The following is a 15,669-nucleotide window of genomic DNA, read 5'->3' as shown; positions in this document are numbered from 1 at the left end:
CTCATCTTTCCAGCCTGGCGGTTGGCCGATTGGCCAACCGCCAATCTCAGACTAGGACAGGCCGGCCTGCGTGACCTGCGTCAGCTGGAAGGCAACGCTGTTGAAGTTGTACGAAACACCCACGTCGGCGCGGCCGGCGGTCGTGGACAGGAATTCGAAGGTGATGGTGGCAGTCACCGTCTGGGCGGAGCCGGTGGGCTTGAGCGGGTTGGCTACAGCCGTACCGCCGACGGTCAGGACCGGAGCGGAAACGGTGACGTTGGCCGGCGTGAAACCGTTGGTGGCGGTGATACCGGTGGTGGCGACGTTGGCGGCCATCTTGTCCCCCACGAGAGTAACAGGCAGGTCCTGCGTGAAGGTGAGCTTGTCGCCCGGAACCACCTTGTAGGTGGTGATGTTGACAGCAGCGCCTACGCGGTCCTTCCAGGTGCCCGGTGTGGAGTTCACCAGGTTCAGGTCGCCGGCAACGATAGTGCCCGGGGTGGTTGTGGCTTCTGCGTTCCAGTTGGCCAGTGTGCCGCCGCCGCCCAGCATCAGAGCCCCGCCCAGTGCGATGGCTGCGGATCCGGTGATCAGTGTCATGTTCTTCATGGTGTGTCCCCTCAGACTTTGCTTGCGTGGATTCCTGCTGAACACCACAATGCACGGCCTCGATCAGGACTACCGGGGGGAATCCATCAAGGTTTACACAAGAACTTCCAAGCCAAAAACCGGTCCATCAAAGTTAGTAATTCCGCCGGTGCTTCAGCCTCGGCAGCACAGCAGCGAACACACCAGCCGCCGCGAACCCCAGGCACGGTCCGATAAAAACGCCGATCCTGCTGACCCCGCCCAGCGTGGACAGTGCCCGCGCCCGGAACTGGACGGGCACAGCCTCCGTGAGGTACTTCTGCCGCGCCAGGCTGAAGACGCTGGCGGCCATCCCGACGACGACCATGGCCACCGCGAGCAGCCACAGTCCGCTGGGGATCCGGGAGGACAGCGCGGCGGCCGCGAGTGCGAGGGCTCCCGCCGCGGCGGCGCCCACGATGGACCAACGTTCGCCGAACTTGAGCGTGATGAGGGACGCGGGCAGGTTGAAGAACCACGAGCCGAGCCCAATCAGCGTGACCACCAGGGCGGACACCGCCACCGACGCGCCGAGGTCGCGGGCGGAGAGGACCACCACAGGGAGAACCGCGCCTTCGCCGATGGAGAACAGCAGCGCAGGACCGAAGGCGGGTATGGCGATGCTTCGGAAGTTGAACGGCTGTGGGGTACCTGGCGAAGTCATCAGATTTATCTTATGCCGCCGGAAATTCGCCGGCTTTCAGGGGGTCACAAGCGGCGCCGTGAGGACTAACGTTTGCCTTGTGGGGCGCTCCCGCCTGCCCCTCTCAGCCAAGGAGGCCTCATGGGTGAAGTGTGGATACGCACCATCAACAACGGTTTGGTCCGGGCCGACAAGGTCACGGAAATCGCGTCCACCCGGGGGTCCCTTCACGAGGACCAGGGTTTTGCGCTGAAGGTCATCGTGGATGGCAAGGCCCACGTGGTAATTGACGACGGCGCGCTTCCGGGCACGCTTCCCGAACGGCTGGAACACGCACAGCATCTGGAGGATGCACTGCTCTTCGCCCTCGACGAGGCCCGCGAAGCCGAGGCATCCACGGTGGTCTTCTTCGCTCCGGAGAGCGACCGCTGGGCCCTCGCTGCGGCGGCGGAACTGGCTGGCGGCCTTCCCGCCGTCGGATAACCCCCGACGGCGGCCCTCCACCAAAGGGTGTGTGGGTCAGGCTGCGACGTGGCTGAACTCGGTGGCCTTCGCGGTGACGCGCCGGGGTGCCAGGATGCTGAGCGTGCAGTGGGTCTGCTGCGGGTCAATCCTGGCCGGCAGGTGATGGGCCTCGGAGCATGCCTGAAGCAGCCGCAGGGCTTCGGGATCGACGCGGGCGTTCCGCACGTCCAATTCCAGGTCCAGGTTGTGCTTCAAGGAGTTGGCGCGTTTCACCACAACGTAGAGGGCCTGGATGCTGTGGATGGTGACGTGGCCCTTGGCGAGAACCTGGGCCTTCGCGTGGTCGAGATCTACACGGACAAGAATGCTGAGCTTTTCGGACAAGATAATCATGCCTTCCTTGCGTGGCTGCGACACTGCAGCCGGGGAGGCCGCGACGCTGCGGCCAAATGGCCGCGCCTCTGCAGCCTCACTCAGAGTAGGCAAGGAATGTGATCTGCGCAACACCAGGGTTCATTGTGTCGGAGCCACCCGTGTCTGGCCAGCCAGCCGGGCCAGGCTCCAGGTCTCCTGCAAAGTCGTTTAGGCGATGGTGATGCCGGCGAGGTGTAGGGCTCGGTTGGGGTAGTTGCGTGCGTCTCGGGTTGCCTGGCAGCATCGGTGAAGCCGGTGACGCCCTCGCCGATCCAGAGACCGTGGCGTGGGCATATGACTCGTTCGTGGGTGGTGTAGATCTGCACGTATCGGCCGGCGCCGTGGGCGGGGACAAATGCTCCGCGACTGTTGACATTGGTTTGTCCTAAGTCATCAGCACCACGCGAATCTTCTGATACCGCAGCGGGCGGCATAGGTGACGAAGTCGCCGGGCCGGCATACTCAAGGGCCTGCTATCGACGGCGTACACCAATGTTTCTCATCCTGATCTTTGGCATCTCGCGGCTGCCAGTCTCCTAACCATTCCTGTAATGGCCGCTCCACCAATCAAGGACATAAATGCCCCGGTCGTTATCGCCCAGACAGGGGTATTCGCTCCGGTGACGGCACGAACTTCCGGAGCGCCTTCATATGTACCGCCAACAGGAGTCATGGAGGTGACACCACCTGGTGAGGCAGCAGAAGTCGCGCTCATTGGCGGGATCACCATCGCTGTTGACGACGGCGTTTCCGAGGGTGTCGTTTCAGCTTCTTTCGTGACTTCGTCCGCCATAGCCTCAGGGGAAATCACTTCAGGTTTTGCCGCCGCTGCTTCCCGGGCCGCATTGCCAGCAGCAGGCACAAGCGGGGCGAAAGTGGCTGCAACCTCCTGAGATGGAGCATCAGTCCGCACAGGCGCCTGTTGTGCAGGTGAGGGTGCGGGAGCCGTGGCATCTTCGGTAGTAGCTGGCGCTGATACTGGGGTGTCTTCAGAAATGGAAGGTGCTGCGTCCGGAGCCGTAACGGGAGCCTCAGGAGCAGGAACTTCAGGAGTAGCAGCGGAGGCGGGACCCGGGGCGTCTTCAGTAATAGAGAAAGTAGAAGCTGCCGATCCCTGGAGCCCACAATGTGTACCTACCCCAGCCCATGCATCCCCCGGCTTGAGATTCGAGCAGGAGGGAGGAACAGGAGGCGTGCCGGGGATGAATAGCAACCTATTAGGGGTTGCACCCTTGTTGGCACTAATTACACCTGTTGTAGCGTTATTGATCATTGACTGGTGAACCTGTGCGGGCGACAGTGCGGGGTCTCGGGAGAGCATAATAGCAGCCGCACCAGAAACGTGAGGGGTAGCCATTGAAGTGCCGCTCAAAGTGTTGTAGTCGGTAGAAGGATTGTTCCAAGCCGACCTGACGGATACTCCCGGCGCTTGAATGTCCACACATGGACCGTAGTTGGACCATGATGCCTGAGCGTCATTGATGTCTGTCGCTGCAACGGTAATGGCAGACGGAATTCGGGCAGGAGAGGAATTGCAGGCATCCGCACCGTCGTTACCTGCGGCGGCCACAACCGTGATGCCGTCATTTACCGCGCCCTGAACAGCCTGGTCAAAGGAGGCACTGGTGAAACCACCAATGCTGAGGTTCATAACTGCTGGCTGGCCGGCAATGTGGTGTGCAACCGCCCAGTCGACTCCTGCTATGGCTGTCGAGTTCCAGCCGCTTCCATCGCATTCGACCACTCGGACGGGAATGATAGCGGCCTTTTTGGCAACACCGTAGGTGGTTCCGGCGACTGTTCCGGCGACGTGCGTCCCGTGTCCGTTACAGTCATTGGCCCCATTGCCATCACTGATACCCGTCCAGCTGGCAGCAACCCTGCCGGTAAATTCTGAGTGCGACATGTAGAGCCCGGTATCAACAACGTAGACATTCACCCCGGCGCCTTCATTACCGATAGCGAATTGGCCGTCTCTTCCTGTTCGTTGATCTATTCGATCAAGCCCCCAGATGGAGGTGGAGCCGGTGATTGAGACAGGGGTGTCCAGTTCAACCGATGCTACGTGTACTGATTTCTTCAGTGTCTCTATCTCATCGGAGGTCGCTACAACCACTGAAGCTTTCATCGTATGAGAGAGCGTCTCTTTGACTTCGATCCCTCTCTCTTGGAGAGAATTGGACTCCGCTTCTGCATTCACATCGCTGCCATATTGCACAATGTATCGCTGTTCCCCTTCGGGTAGCGCAGAGGAGGACGGATGAGAAGAGAGGACCGGTAAGGGCGGGCTGTCAGTTACAGCATCAGCGTGAGCAGGTGTCAAAGATAGTGCTATCAACGCAAGGAAAGCGGATGCTATGGCTTTAAGGGCACGGGGCGGACCGCCATCGGATCTGGCCTCCGCCACCCAGGCACGGGCCTCTTCGGCTGTTTTAGAGAAGCCGGGCGAATTCGGGTTGTTCACCGGCTGCGGGACAAGGGGCACAGCCCCCAAGCTTACGGGCGCGACAGACAACATGAAAGCTCTCGACGAGACTCATCAATAGTGATCGCGAACCGGGATATTCCGTGGGGTATCGGGCCCCACTGTTGTTGGTTCTAAAAGCCGAACACTTGAGCTGCCAGCGAATATATCCCCCATAACCCGGCCGCTAACAGGATGCCGAGGTAGGCCAGGACCAGCCTCGTATCGCGGAGGTAGCAGTTTGACCTCGTCAGGCCCCTCCGCCGCGCTTTCCAATATCCTGCGAACCCGATGGCAGCGAACACGGCCAGTGCCACGGGACCGGCTGCCCAGCCGAGGAGGGCAATCGTCGCGAAGATGCAGAGCCGCAGCGGATCGAAGGTCGGCGGGGACTGCGGTTCCGTTTGGGGGTCAGGCCTGTGTCCGTGTCGGCCTGCGTGCTTGGAGCGCACGAGCTTGGACGGCGACGGCCCGGCTGCAATACGCCGGGCATCAGAAGCGGAACTCATCATTCCTCCCTGTCGCTGGCTCGGACCTGCCGGACCGGGAGAAGTTCGCGGCCCGTGGCTGTGCTCATTCGTTGCCTGGCCAGGGCCGGCCACGCCTGGACAGCACAGAACGGGGCGCACTGGTGGTCGCCGGCGTCGCTCTTGGTTCCCACGTGGACGCAGCATTGCGTGAGCCGTTCCTCGATCATGGTCGAGATGTCCATGAAGGGCTTGACCATGATGCGGGTGATCCGTTCGGCGAGGAGTCTACGCAGCCGCTGTTGTTGGCCCGGGAGCTTGCCGGCAGCCAGTGTGGTGAGTGTGCCGATGCCGAGGTCGCACTGGGTGCAGATGTTCTTCCAAAGATCCATTGTCCGCGGGTGGGACAGCGAGGATTGCTCGCTGAGCAGGTCCAGCAGGGAGGACTTCATGAGGTTGCGCAGCTCGAGCGGGATCGCGCTGTCGGCGATGCGGTTGGCGATGCTGTCCGGATTGAGTTCCAGCCAGGCGAGCAGCTGATCGTGCCCGATGAGGGCTGTCAGCGACCGCCAGACCCCGGAGTCGTCCTTCAGCATGTAGCCCACGGATGCGCAGTGCGGATGTGAGCACGGAAGTGCTGTCAGGTCGTGCCATGAGACCACCCCTCCCGTTTGCTCCGCGAGCCGTTCGAGTACCCCCGTATGGGTCAGTCTGTCCAGGGGGTCGATGCCGTGGCCGCGCCCGGAACCGAACACCGGCTGCAGCGCAACCCCACCCACGAAGGGGGTTTCCAAGGCCCTCATGACGACGGCGCCGACCTCACCGTCGTTGACGCCGAGTGTCGCTGTCATCGTCAGGGTGGTGAAAACACCTGCCTCGGACAGGCGCGCGATGGCCATGTCTTTGAAGCGGGTCAGGTCTCCCCCGCGGTGGTGGATGGATGCTTCTTTGGACGGTCCGTCGTATTGGAGGTACACCTCCACGCGGTCCCGGTGCCTGGCCAGCAGTGCAAGCAGTTCATCGTCGGTGGCCATCAGCATCCCGTTGCTGTTCACCATGATCCGGACGATCGGCCGGGCGACGAGCTCATCCAGGAGTTCGGCCAGATGGGGATAAAGCGTCGGCTCGCCGCCGGAGAGCATCAGCACGTCCAGCCGCCCGTTTTCGCGGGCAAGCCGGGTGTCGATATTCGCGAGCACCTCGCTGAGCGGCGCCACTCCCTGCAGCTGGGGGCCGGATGCGGTGAAGCAGGTGGGGCAGCGCAGATTGCAGTGCTCGATGATGTCCTGCAGGAGGATGCACGTGTGCTGCGTCTGCATCGCGGGCAGCCCATAGGCGTAAGCCTCCGGCACCTGGCGGTAATTGCCGGCCTGGTCCGGGATGTGTTGCTTGGTCGGCGCCTGCCACTTCTCCAGGTAGCGCAGAATTTCGGGAGACTCGTCGTACAACGTGCTGACGAGGCCGTGGTCCGGGCAGCCGCGTTCGAGCCAGACCCGGCCATCGCGGATCAGCAGCGCGCCGGAGAGGCGCCGCACCTGCGCGAGCGGGGGGTTTGTCTCGTGGCAGTGGGGACAGAATGCTGTGACGTACCGGTGGATGCGGTCCCCGCGCAGCGGCTGACCCGGGCCGGGCAGCGCCTGCCGGAAAGAGAACGGTGACGGATTCATCTCAGGCCTCTCATCTGCGAGAGGGCCATGACGCAGATCCCGCCGCCGACCAGGATGAAGACCCCCAGGCCAATGAGCAGCCCCGCACCCAACCGGGACGTGCGTGGCCGGACCGCCAGCACGATCGCTACCAACAGATAGACGGCGATAGGTATGAACGCTGCAGGCCCGGCGAGGAAGGTCTTATACCCTTCATCCGGAGCAATACCAGCTGTTGTCCCGAAATAGAGGGCATAAAGCGCAACAGCCCCTAACAGGATTCCGAGCACCATGGAGCCACGTCTTGGTTCAGGGGACGGCTCCTCTTCTCGGGGCGGTGGCAGTGAGCTCCAGGCTTCTTCAGGGTTGTCATCGCTCATGCCACTCTTCTTTCCAACTCGGGGCGGAGCGGTTTCCCGAAGACCCGCGGCGTCCGCCAGAACAGCAGGGGGAGAATCATCAGGAGGAACCAATGGGGACGGCTCATCCCCAGCCAGAGCACCTCGTTGCCCCGGACGAATTCGACGCCGAACCGGAATGCGGTCCCCGCGCAGCGGCTGGCCCGGGCCGAGCAGCACCTGCCGGGAAGAGAACGGTGACGGATTCATCTCAGCCTCCCCTCTGTGCGAGGATTCCGACACAGAGGCCGCCGCCGAGCAGGGTGAAGATTCCCAGGCCCATGAGCAGCCCCGCCCCCAACCGGGACGTGCGGGGCCTGCCTGCCAGCACCATCGCCACCACCAGATAAACGGCGATTGAAGTGAACGCTGCAGGCCCGGGGAAGAAAGCGTTGTACCCTTCATCGATACCACTTGTTGTCCCAAAATAAAGGGCAAAAAGGGCAGGAACCCCCAACAGGATTCCAAACCTCAGGGAGTCGCGCCGTGGTTCAGAGGGCGGCCCCTGTTCCTGGGGCGGTGGGGGCGGGTTCCCGGGACCGTCAGGGGTCTCGTCGCTCATGCCGCTGTTCCTTCACACTTCGGACGGAGTGGTTTTCCAAATCTCCCAGCATCCGCCAGAACAGCAGGGGGAGAATCACCAGAAGGAACTATTGGGGACGACTCATCCCCCACCAAAGCACCTCGTTGCCCCGGACGAAGCAGCGGCTGGCCCGGGCCGGACAGCGCCTGCCGGGAAGAGAACGGTGACGGATTCATCTCAGGCCTCCCATCTGCGCGAGGTTCCCGACGCAGATCCCGCCGCCGAGCAGGGTGAAGATCCCCAGACCAATCAGCAGCCCCGCACCCCACCGGGATGTGGGCGGCCAGACCGCCAATATAATCGCTATCGCCAGGTAGCCGGCGATGGGAACGAAGGTGGACGGCCCGGTCAGGAAGCGCATGTTATACGGTCCACCGGAAGCAATCGGTACCCCGAGATAGAGGGCATAAAGGGCAGTAGTCCCCAACAGGATTCCGAACCCCATGGGGCCGAGCCCTGGTTCAGGGGGATCCTCCTCCTCGCTCATGCTGCTCTTTCCTCCAACTTCGGGCGGAGAGGATTCCCGAAAACCCGCAGCATCCGCCAGAGCAGCAGGGGCAGAACCACCAGGAGGAACCATTGGGGACGGCTCATCCCCAGCCAGAGCACCTCGTTGCCGCGGACAAACTCGACTCCGAAGCGGAACAAGGCGTAAGAGGTCACGTAGCAGATGAAGAGGTCGCCAGGACCAGGCAGGCGGTCCCGATAACGCCACATGAGCGCGAACGCGGCCACGTGGAACACGATTTCATAGGCAAAGGACGGATGGAGCCCCACCCCGGAAACTCCACCCAACATCGCAGCCTGCCCGGGCGTGAGTAATATCCCCCACGTCCCCCCAGTCGGGGTGCCTGGCAATTCAGTAAGGAGGCAGCCGACGCGCCCGATGACCAGCGCCAAAGCGACCGCAGGCGCAAGCAAATCCCCGGTGGACTCGCGGTAACCTGTCAGCCGTTTACCCAAATGGACGCCCAACCACGCGCCCACAAGTCCCGCGAGGATACTGCGGTCACCGTTGCCCCACCAGTCCGCCAAGGAGACCTGACGGGAAACATCCCACGTGAGGACCCTTGAGCCGATGGCTCCGAAAGCGATGGCGAAACCTGCAATGGGCCACAGCCGGGGATCGGTAAGGCCCCTGCGGCGCTTTTCATAGGCGTAGAACAACAAGGCTGCGAGGATTCCCAGCCCTAACAAGCCGGCGTGCACCAGCCCGTCTCCCGCGAAGGGAAGCCCGATCATGAGCAGAGTGTAGCAGTGATCATTCCTGGCCCTCCGGTCCTACATCTGGACGTTCGCCGGAACTCCGGCCATCAAGCTGCGCCGGCAGGTGGCGCCCGTCATCCTCCACCACTTCCCAGCCCGCCGCTGGCAGCGCTGCACGATAGCGCTGCAACACATCGACGTCTCCGGAGAGCACAAACCCGCGGGTACAGCCGCCGACGCCACTCATGCCGCCACCACTGAAATAGCCGATGTGCTCGATGGAATCGAACGCCCGCTGGGACTCACGATCTGCAGCGGCCATAGGCTCGTCCGTGCCCTCGATCACGCATTGCGGAGTCGAATCGAACTACACCTCAGGCCGCTGCCCCAGTGCCGCGGGGGTGACAGCGAACATTCCGATCAGCATGGGACCGGGATGGCCACGGACGTAAGCCGCAACCGCGTTGTCGAGAGCATCCAGCCGGTGACGGCAACGACCGCGAACAGACCGCCAATCCGGCGGAACCGGCCGTCAACCCCCAAGTGAGCCCGTCGAACGCGGTACCGCTGACATCACCGTATATTCTCATGAATTCGTGGTGGACCAGCACAGCCAACAGCGCCAGTCCTGCCCCAATGACGAGCAGCACCGCGGCAGAGACGACTCGGCCAGCCACAGGCCTGACGATGGTTCCCCGGGTGACGCCCTCGGTGGTTGAGCCTGTCGAAACCCAGTTCGCGCCGGGCTGTCAGCGAGTGCTGGAACCCTGGTTCAGGACCTTCCGCAGGGACTCACGCAGGAGGCCAAATCCGGAGACGGGCGCAATAGGGGCGACCTTCCGGACGACACCTTCCATGGTCCGAGAGTAGGGACGCACAGCCGGCGCGCACACGAGTACGAAGTACCTGACTTCAGTGCCGCCAACCACTTGCGGAGTGCCCAATAGGACCTGAGCATGCATATTGCGTTCCAGCAAATACCGGGGCAGCGGACTAGTGGCTTCGCCTGTGGCGCACAACCGCCGCCGCGAGCCCCATGGCGCCCATCAGGGATCCGAGGATGATTGCCAGGCCTGTGAGGTATTCAAGAATGGTCATTGTTGACGCCCCTTTTCGTATGGCTGATGCGTCGACGCTAGTTATTGATCCTCAGGATCAGCCAAAGATGGCAGGGTGCATTCCCGCAAGATTCGGCGCCGTGCCGCAGGCCGGTGCTGATCGCAACCGTCCCGCACCATCCCTAGACTAGGAGCGTGCCCCCACTGCCCGAACCCTCATCCGATGCCACTCCGATACCGCGCGGCTGGCTGGCCCGGAAGCTGTTGCCGGGTGGTACCGAACCGGACCCCCGCTTCACCCTGGCCAACGAGCGCACGTTCCTGGCCTGGATCAGGACGTCGCTGGCGTTCCTGGCCGGCGGTATCGCGATCGAGGCGTTTGCCGGCGGGCTTTTCAGCGGACCCGTCCGGGAAGGGCTGTCCGTCCTGTTGCTTGTCCTCGGCATGCTGATCAGCTCGGGCGCCGCCGCCCGGTGGCTCTCGGTGGAGCGAAGCATGCGGGCTGGAACGCCGCTGCCTTTGCCGCTGCTGGTTCCGCTGCTGGCCCTCGGCGGAGCCATAGCCGCGGGCCTCATCATTTTCCTGATCCTGGCGGGCTGAGCAGTGTCCGTGCATACGGATCCGGGGCTCCAGCCCGAACGAACCGTCATGGCCTGGGGCCGCACACTGCTGGCCCTGCTCACCGTCAGCGCCATTTTCCTGCGCTGGTTGCCGACTCACGGGCCGCTGGTACTAGCCCTCGTAGCCGCGGCAGCGGTCACGGCCGGTGGTATCTTCGCCACCCAACGGATCCGGTACCGGCGAAGCTCCCGGGGCATTAACGCCGAAACTCTCCACGCCGATGCGGGCGGCGTCTTGGCCTTGTCCGCAGGAGTTGTCCTGCTCGGCGCCGTCAGCCTCGTCGCTGCGCTGACGTTCTAGCCCGCCGCCGGCGTAGCCCGGTGCCGGCGTATCCCGGTGCGGTGAAGTCCGAAAAACCCTACCGGTACCCGTCCACGATCGACGCCGCGATTTCCTTGTACGCCCGCCGGGTCTCCGGCTTCAGCACGTCCAGTGTGACCAGGTCGCCGTCGGCCACTCCGCGATCGTGCGGGACTGCGATGAGCTGGCGGCAGATCCCGGCGAGGTGTTCCTCGATGGCATCCTTGTCCACGCGGGAGGAGACCTCGTCCTTGTCCGTGATGACCACAATCGCGTTCCGGGCCAGGTCCTCGTACCCGTGGCTCGCCAGCCAGTGCAGGGTGCTGCGGGCACGCTTGGCCCCGCTCACCGCATACCCGGCGGCGATGATGATGTTGTCCGCCGACTGCAGGATCCCGCTCATGGCATTGTGGGTCACGCCCGTGCCGCAGTCGGTCAGGGCCACGGAGTAGTAGCTGGAGATGAGTTTGCGGATCCGCAGGTACTCGGCGGCCGTGAGCGAATCCGAGACCTCCGGGTCCTGCTCTCCCGCGATCAGGTGCAGCCGGCCGGCGTGGTGCATGTACCGGGCCAGTGCGGTAAGGGAGTCAACACCTTCGATGTTCGCCAGCAGGTCCGTGATGGTGCGCGGGCTGGCCTGCTGATAGATGCCTTCGCCCAAGGCGCGTTCCACGAGGTCGCCGGAGTCCGGGTTGGCGTCGATGGCGCAGGGCGGGTCGCCACGGAATTCGGCAAGCGTCAGGCCCACGCCCACCGTGGTGGAGGTCTTGCCGATGCCGCCCTTGAGGCTCAGTACCGCGGTGTTGAAACTGCCCTGCAGCTGACGGGAGATGCGGCGGCCCAGTTCGTCTTCCTCGCGCTGCTTGGCGCCGGGGCCCAGGTTCCAGGCCCCGCCCGTGAGCGCGTAGAGGGCGCCGCGGACTCCGCCCACCGGCCGCGGTTTCTGTTCGCGCACAAACAGGCCCGGGGAGCTGATGAAATCGGGCATGGGGCTCTCGGCGATGACGTCCGCCGCGGTAGGGCGGACGCGCCGGAACGCCGGCGTCGGTGCTTCCCCTGGAACGTACGACGACGACGGCGCGGCGTCGTCGCCGTCGTACGCCGTTGCGGGGGTGCCTGAGTCTGGCCCGGCAGGCTGCCCGGCCTGCGGTACCACCTGTGGCTGCGCGGTCACGGGCGGGCGCGCGGGCCGGCGGGTGGGCGCAGGAACAGAGGTGATGGGGGCAGAAGATGCGGGAGTGGCTTGGTCGGCGGCGGCCGCCGCCTCGGCCCAGGAACTGCGGCGCGGTACGGGGGTGCCGGCGTCGGGGGTGTTGGAGAGATCTGGCGTTACGGCTGGCATGGTTCCTGTCTGGGCATCCGAAAGGGCGCCGTCGGGGCGACGGAGGTCACGGCGTCGTCGGGACGGTTGCGGTAGCCCTGCATCTGCGATGGGGCGTGCGTTCTGATCCGCCGGATCGGGCATGTCTGTTCCCCCAGGACTTTCGGCACAAGGTTCTGCGGCACTTTTCGGACTGATTCAATCAGTAAGTCTAGGCGCTGGTGCGGAATGGCGAGGTCAGCCGCGGCTGAGCGCGGCAATCACCACGGCGGCGGTGAGGACCAGAAGGACGGCGAGTACGGTGTAGGCCTGCCATTTGGGGCGGCCCTTATGCGGGTTGATGTCGATGTAGGGCATGGCTAGCTGCGGTTACTCCTCGTGGCGGTCACCCGCACGGCGCGTCGCTTCCGGCGCAGCACGTGGTACGTCGCGTAGAAGGGAATCAGCAGCGTGCCCAACAGTGCGCACAGCGCCAGGGCATAGTCAATGAGAGCCACAACGGTCTCCGAAGGTTAGAAGTGATCCCCCATGCGATCAGAGGTCACGTTATCCGTTGGTCACGTTGATGACAAGTCACATCGTCCCCAGGCTGCGCGGCTCCTCCGGGGCAGCCGCGCAGCCTGTGGTCGATGGATGTGTTACTGATTGCGTGGATTACCGGCTTCGGCTCAGCTGGCCGCAGGCTACCGGCAGTGTCGCCCAGGCCGGAAGTCCGGGCAGGGACGCAACCGTGGTTGGCAGCGGGTCGGTCGGATTGATGCCGTGGATGACCACGTGCCGGTCCCCCAGCTTCAGTGCCTGCTTGAGTTCTGATTGCAGGTGGGACTTGGCGGCCTCTTCACTGTAGTGATAGCTGCCGGACGCGTCCGCCACCGGGAAATCGAGTGAGGGCGCGAAGCTGTTCAGGTCGCTGTCCAGGGAGATCAGAACCGGCCCATACTTGGGCAGACCTTCGATAACGTCCACGAAGCTGTCGTGATTCACGTCATCGCTGGCATTGGGGCAGGTGGTCCCGGCGTGGATGTGCTGCGGGTGGAGCGTTCCGGCGGTGACCCCTTGGACGTCCACAGTGACGGTTATATCGTCACCGTTGACTGTGATGACAGCGGTCCCGCTCGCTGACGGAATCGTGTAAGTTGTGCCGGCGACAGTGTGCGCGCCCGCGTTCAACGGCGACAATTGAGCTACGAATTCCTTGTTCGGCAACGACTTGGTGCTTGGCCCGGAAGCCGCAGGTGCCCCTGCCGCGGTAAGCAGGACAAGCCCCACCGTCACTGTCCCGCACAATACTGCTGATCTGCGCATGATGTCTCCTCAAAGGATCACCGTCTCGCCATAGCCTCATCCAGTGGCGGGTCCGGCTTACACTCAAGGAACGGCGCCGGCCCATGCGGGGTAACGACCGCCCCCCGGCATGTAGCCTGAAAATACCATACAGCGGGGGCGCAGGCGATAGCCCCGGCCCGGCAATGACAAAGACGCTAGCCTGCTGGCCACGCGGCATGAGGACGTCCGCGGCGCCCGGCGGCATTGCGCTCCGCAGACCCGCCGGAACCGCTCGCCGCCCCAAGCAGCGCACGGACACGGGCGTTCAGGCCGCCACGGGAACGTGCCGGATTTTATGGAAATGGGCAGCAGGAGTTTCATGGCCCCCCGGCGGCGCTGCCGGGCCGGCCGCCTTGGAGGTGTCGGCGATCAGTCCCATGCCGGCGTACTCCCGCACGGCGGCAATGCCTGCCACGGCTGCTGCCTTGCCGTCAAAGGCCTTGGACACGGCCATCACGGTTCCATCCGGCGCGGTGACCCGGAACCTGAAACTCGATTCAGCATCAACAAACAGTACAAACATCCCAGCCATATCCATCCTCCTGGTCTGCGGATCCTCCGCGGCGTCGCTGCCACTGAGCAAGAAACGCACCTTTGCATTCCTCTCCGCCGATGCGGTTATCACATCGCAATTTATCAATTCATCAAATGCTAAAGAGTCTGCCGTAAGTCCCCGAAAAAGGGAACCCTCCGGGCTACCAGGCGTATGCTTTTTGTCAGTGGGACAGACAGGTCTGTCCCACTGCGCTACGCACGGTCCGGCAGGCCCGGCCACGGCAACTAGACCAAGAGAAACGGAAGGGCTGCCCCTGTGAGCAAGATATCCAACGGGCCGGCGTTAGTGGAGGCGAAATCGGACCTGTTCCGATCCCTAAGCCACCCTGTCCGCATCCGGGTGCTGGAGTTGCTCGCAGGCGGTCCGGTGAGAGTGAGCGAGCTGCGTCAAGCCACCGATCTGGAAGCGTCCAACCTGTCCCAGCACCTCGGCGTTCTGCGGAGGCAGCGGCTGATTATTTCCGCGCGCGCGGACGGCCAGATCCACTACCGGCTCAGCAACCGCGAGGTGTTGCCGTTGCTTGCCATGGCCGGCGCGCTGCTGCGAAGCGCACACCAGTCCACCGGGCTTGAACTGGCCGACGCAGAGGCGCCTCTCCAACCACTGTAGGGACGGCCGGCCGCGGGGAACGCTTCGTGGTCAGCCCCAGGGCTTCAGTGCAGCGGCCGGGTCTCCTGCAGTCGCTTGATGAACCAGCGTGACTGCTCCGGACCATACGGCAGGATGGGGATGGCCTTGGTGGCGTCCGTGGGGGTTTCGCGGATGGACTGCTGGGCCTGGCGGACGGCCGTGGTCATGGTGTTGGCCATGGTCTTGACGAACTGATCGCTGCAGGGCTGGCCGTGGCCGGGGATCAGGAACTCGTAGCGGTGGCGCAGGGCGGAGATGTGACGCAGGCTGTCCGCCCAGTCCTCCGGGTAAGAGTCTTCGAAGGACGGGTGGGCTCCCTGCTCCACGAGGTCCCCCACGAAGAGGGTGCTGGCGGTACCCACCAGGAGGTCGCCGTCGGTATGGCCGCGGCCCAGATAGAAGAGCGTGACGTTTGTTCCGCCCAGGTCCACCAGCACGGGCTGGTCCTTGACGATGGCGTTGGGTACCACCAGTTCAACGTTCTCGCCCTCGCCCACGGACATCTCAGGCTCCAGTGTTCCTACGAACCGGCGCTGCAGGTCCCCGTGGTCGTCGATCTCCCGGGCGCAGTTTTCGTGTGCCCAGAACTCGGTGGCGCCGTCGGACGCGAACACGGCGTTGCCGAAGAAGTGGTCGTAGTGCGCGTGGGTATTGACCACCACCAACGGCAAAGAGGTCTTCTCCCGCACCGCATCCAGGATCTCGCGCCCCTGCCGCGGCCCGCAGCCGGTATCGATCACCATGGCGCGCTCCGAGCCCACAATCAGGCCGGTGTTCAGCAGTGATCCTTCGGTGACCAGCACATAGTTGTCCGCGCCGACGTCGAGCCATTCTGACATTGTTTCTCCGTACCTCCGGAAAGCGACTGCGTTCTTCTTGGCCTCGATTCTACCCATGGGCCCTTGGAGTTCCCGGGAGGCCGCCACGGCCGGGCAGCATGTGGAGATCCACATTCCTGGACG

General features: G+C 63.8%; 19 protein-coding genes and 1 pseudogene. 4 read left to right on the top strand and 16 right to left on the bottom strand.

What is annotated here, in order from left to right:
- Positions 1-51: 51 nt before the first annotated feature.
- On the bottom strand, positions 52-591 hold the full coding sequence (locus DAD99_RS12870; protein ID WP_193341865.1) for an alternate-type signal peptide domain-containing protein: 540 nt from the start codon (positions 589-591) through the stop codon (positions 52-54).
- Positions 592-778: 187 nt separating this feature from the next.
- Positions 779-1,273: pseudogene (locus tag DAD99_RS12865) on the bottom strand (MFS transporter); the annotation flags it as partial.
- A gap of 120 nt (positions 1,274-1,393) precedes the next feature.
- On the opposite strand from DAD99_RS12865, the gene DAD99_RS12860 reads away from it, so the two are divergent.
- Entirely contained in the window at positions 1,394-1,735 is a 342-nt protein-coding gene (locus DAD99_RS12860) for a hypothetical protein (protein ID WP_193341864.1), read from the top strand.
- Positions 1,736-1,771: 36 nt separating this feature from the next.
- On the opposite strand, the gene DAD99_RS12855 is transcribed toward DAD99_RS12860, so the two are convergent.
- The 9 genes from DAD99_RS12855 to DAD99_RS12815 all read right to left on the bottom strand — a co-directional run bounded on the left by DAD99_RS12855 (position 1,772) and on the right by DAD99_RS12815 (position 9,217).
- On the bottom strand, positions 1,772-2,110 hold the full coding sequence (locus tag DAD99_RS12855; RefSeq protein WP_309233267.1) for a hypothetical protein: 339 nt from the start codon (positions 2,108-2,110) through the stop codon (positions 1,772-1,774).
- Between the two features lie 520 nt (positions 2,111-2,630).
- Positions 2,631-4,616: a S8 family serine peptidase gene (locus DAD99_RS12850; RefSeq protein ID WP_193341863.1), complete on the bottom strand. Its 1,986-nt coding sequence runs from the start codon at positions 4,614-4,616 to the stop codon at positions 2,631-2,633.
- A 113-nt stretch (positions 4,617-4,729) separates the two neighbouring features.
- Positions 4,730-5,104, bottom strand: a complete 375-nt coding sequence (locus DAD99_RS12845; RefSeq protein WP_193341862.1) for a hypothetical protein — start codon at positions 5,102-5,104, stop codon at positions 4,730-4,732.
- Positions 5,104-6,729, bottom strand: coding sequence for a radical SAM protein (locus tag DAD99_RS12840; RefSeq protein WP_193341861.1), 1,626 nt, complete (start codon positions 6,727-6,729; stop codon positions 5,104-5,106). Before DAD99_RS12840 ends, DAD99_RS12845 begins: the two co-directional genes overlap by 1 nt.
- The gene (locus DAD99_RS12835) at positions 6,726-7,088 is read right to left on the bottom strand and encodes a hypothetical protein (protein WP_193341860.1); all 363 of its coding nucleotides are present in this window, start codon (positions 7,086-7,088) and stop codon (positions 6,726-6,728) included. Before DAD99_RS12835 ends, DAD99_RS12840 begins: the two co-directional genes overlap by 4 nt.
- A 229-nt stretch (positions 7,089-7,317) precedes the next feature.
- Complete coding sequence (locus DAD99_RS12830) at positions 7,318-7,668, bottom strand: hypothetical protein (protein WP_193341859.1); 351 nt, start codon at positions 7,666-7,668, stop codon at positions 7,318-7,320.
- A 193-nt stretch (positions 7,669-7,861) separates the two neighbouring features.
- A complete protein-coding gene (locus DAD99_RS12825) occupies positions 7,862-8,176 on the bottom strand; it encodes a hypothetical protein (RefSeq protein ID WP_193341858.1) in 315 nt (104 codons plus the stop codon).
- The gene (locus DAD99_RS12820; protein ID WP_193341857.1) at positions 8,173-8,931 is read right to left on the bottom strand and encodes a prolipoprotein diacylglyceryl transferase; all 759 of its coding nucleotides are present in this window, start codon (positions 8,929-8,931) and stop codon (positions 8,173-8,175) included. Before DAD99_RS12820 ends, DAD99_RS12825 begins: the two co-directional genes overlap by 4 nt.
- A 19-nt stretch (positions 8,932-8,950) precedes the next feature.
- A complete protein-coding gene (locus DAD99_RS12815; protein ID WP_193341856.1) occupies positions 8,951-9,217 on the bottom strand; it encodes a hypothetical protein in 267 nt (88 codons plus the stop codon).
- Between the two features lie 931 nt (positions 9,218-10,148).
- Between DAD99_RS12815 and DAD99_RS12810 the strand changes: the two genes are divergently transcribed.
- Both DAD99_RS12810 and DAD99_RS12805 read left to right on the top strand, forming a co-directional pair.
- A complete protein-coding gene (locus DAD99_RS12810) occupies positions 10,149-10,553 on the top strand; it encodes a DUF202 domain-containing protein (protein WP_309233266.1) in 405 nt (134 codons plus the stop codon).
- Between the two features lie 9 nt (positions 10,554-10,562).
- The gene (locus tag DAD99_RS12805; RefSeq protein WP_309233265.1) at positions 10,563-10,874 is read left to right on the top strand and encodes a DUF202 domain-containing protein; all 312 of its coding nucleotides are present in this window, start codon (positions 10,563-10,565) and stop codon (positions 10,872-10,874) included.
- 58 nt (positions 10,875-10,932) lie between these two features.
- Here the strand turns inward: DAD99_RS12805 and DAD99_RS12800 are convergent, their stop codons facing one another.
- The 4 genes from DAD99_RS12800 to DAD99_RS12785 all read right to left on the bottom strand — a co-directional run bounded on the left by DAD99_RS12800 (position 10,933) and on the right by DAD99_RS12785 (position 14,053).
- A complete protein-coding gene (locus DAD99_RS12800; RefSeq protein ID WP_375372228.1) occupies positions 10,933-12,339 on the bottom strand; it encodes a MinD/ParA family protein in 1,407 nt (468 codons plus the stop codon).
- Between the two features lie 215 nt (positions 12,340-12,554).
- Positions 12,555-12,692, bottom strand: coding sequence for a hypothetical protein (locus tag DAD99_RS12795; protein WP_193341854.1), 138 nt, complete (start codon positions 12,690-12,692; stop codon positions 12,555-12,557).
- A gap of 157 nt (positions 12,693-12,849) precedes the next feature.
- Positions 12,850-13,500, bottom strand: a complete 651-nt coding sequence (locus DAD99_RS12790) for a CHRD domain-containing protein (RefSeq protein ID WP_193341853.1) — start codon at positions 13,498-13,500, stop codon at positions 12,850-12,852.
- Between the two features lie 286 nt (positions 13,501-13,786).
- Complete coding sequence (locus DAD99_RS12785; RefSeq protein WP_193341852.1) at positions 13,787-14,053, bottom strand: DUF1508 domain-containing protein; 267 nt, start codon at positions 14,051-14,053, stop codon at positions 13,787-13,789.
- A gap of 279 nt (positions 14,054-14,332) precedes the next feature.
- On the opposite strand from DAD99_RS12785, the gene DAD99_RS12780 reads away from it, so the two are divergent.
- Positions 14,333-14,686, top strand: a complete 354-nt coding sequence (locus tag DAD99_RS12780; protein ID WP_193341851.1) for a helix-turn-helix transcriptional regulator — start codon at positions 14,333-14,335, stop codon at positions 14,684-14,686.
- A 44-nt stretch (positions 14,687-14,730) separates the two neighbouring features.
- Here DAD99_RS12780 and DAD99_RS12775 read toward each other — a convergent pair whose 3' ends face one another.
- Entirely contained in the window at positions 14,731-15,546 is an 816-nt protein-coding gene (locus tag DAD99_RS12775; RefSeq protein ID WP_193341850.1) for an MBL fold metallo-hydrolase, read from the bottom strand.
- Positions 15,547-15,669: the final 123 nt, after the last annotated feature.

The organism is Pseudarthrobacter sp. AB1 (genome assembly GCF_014926485.1).
GTDB lineage: Bacteria > Actinomycetota > Actinomycetes > Actinomycetales > Micrococcaceae > Arthrobacter.
This window is presented reverse-complemented; position numbering and strand designations above follow the sequence as displayed.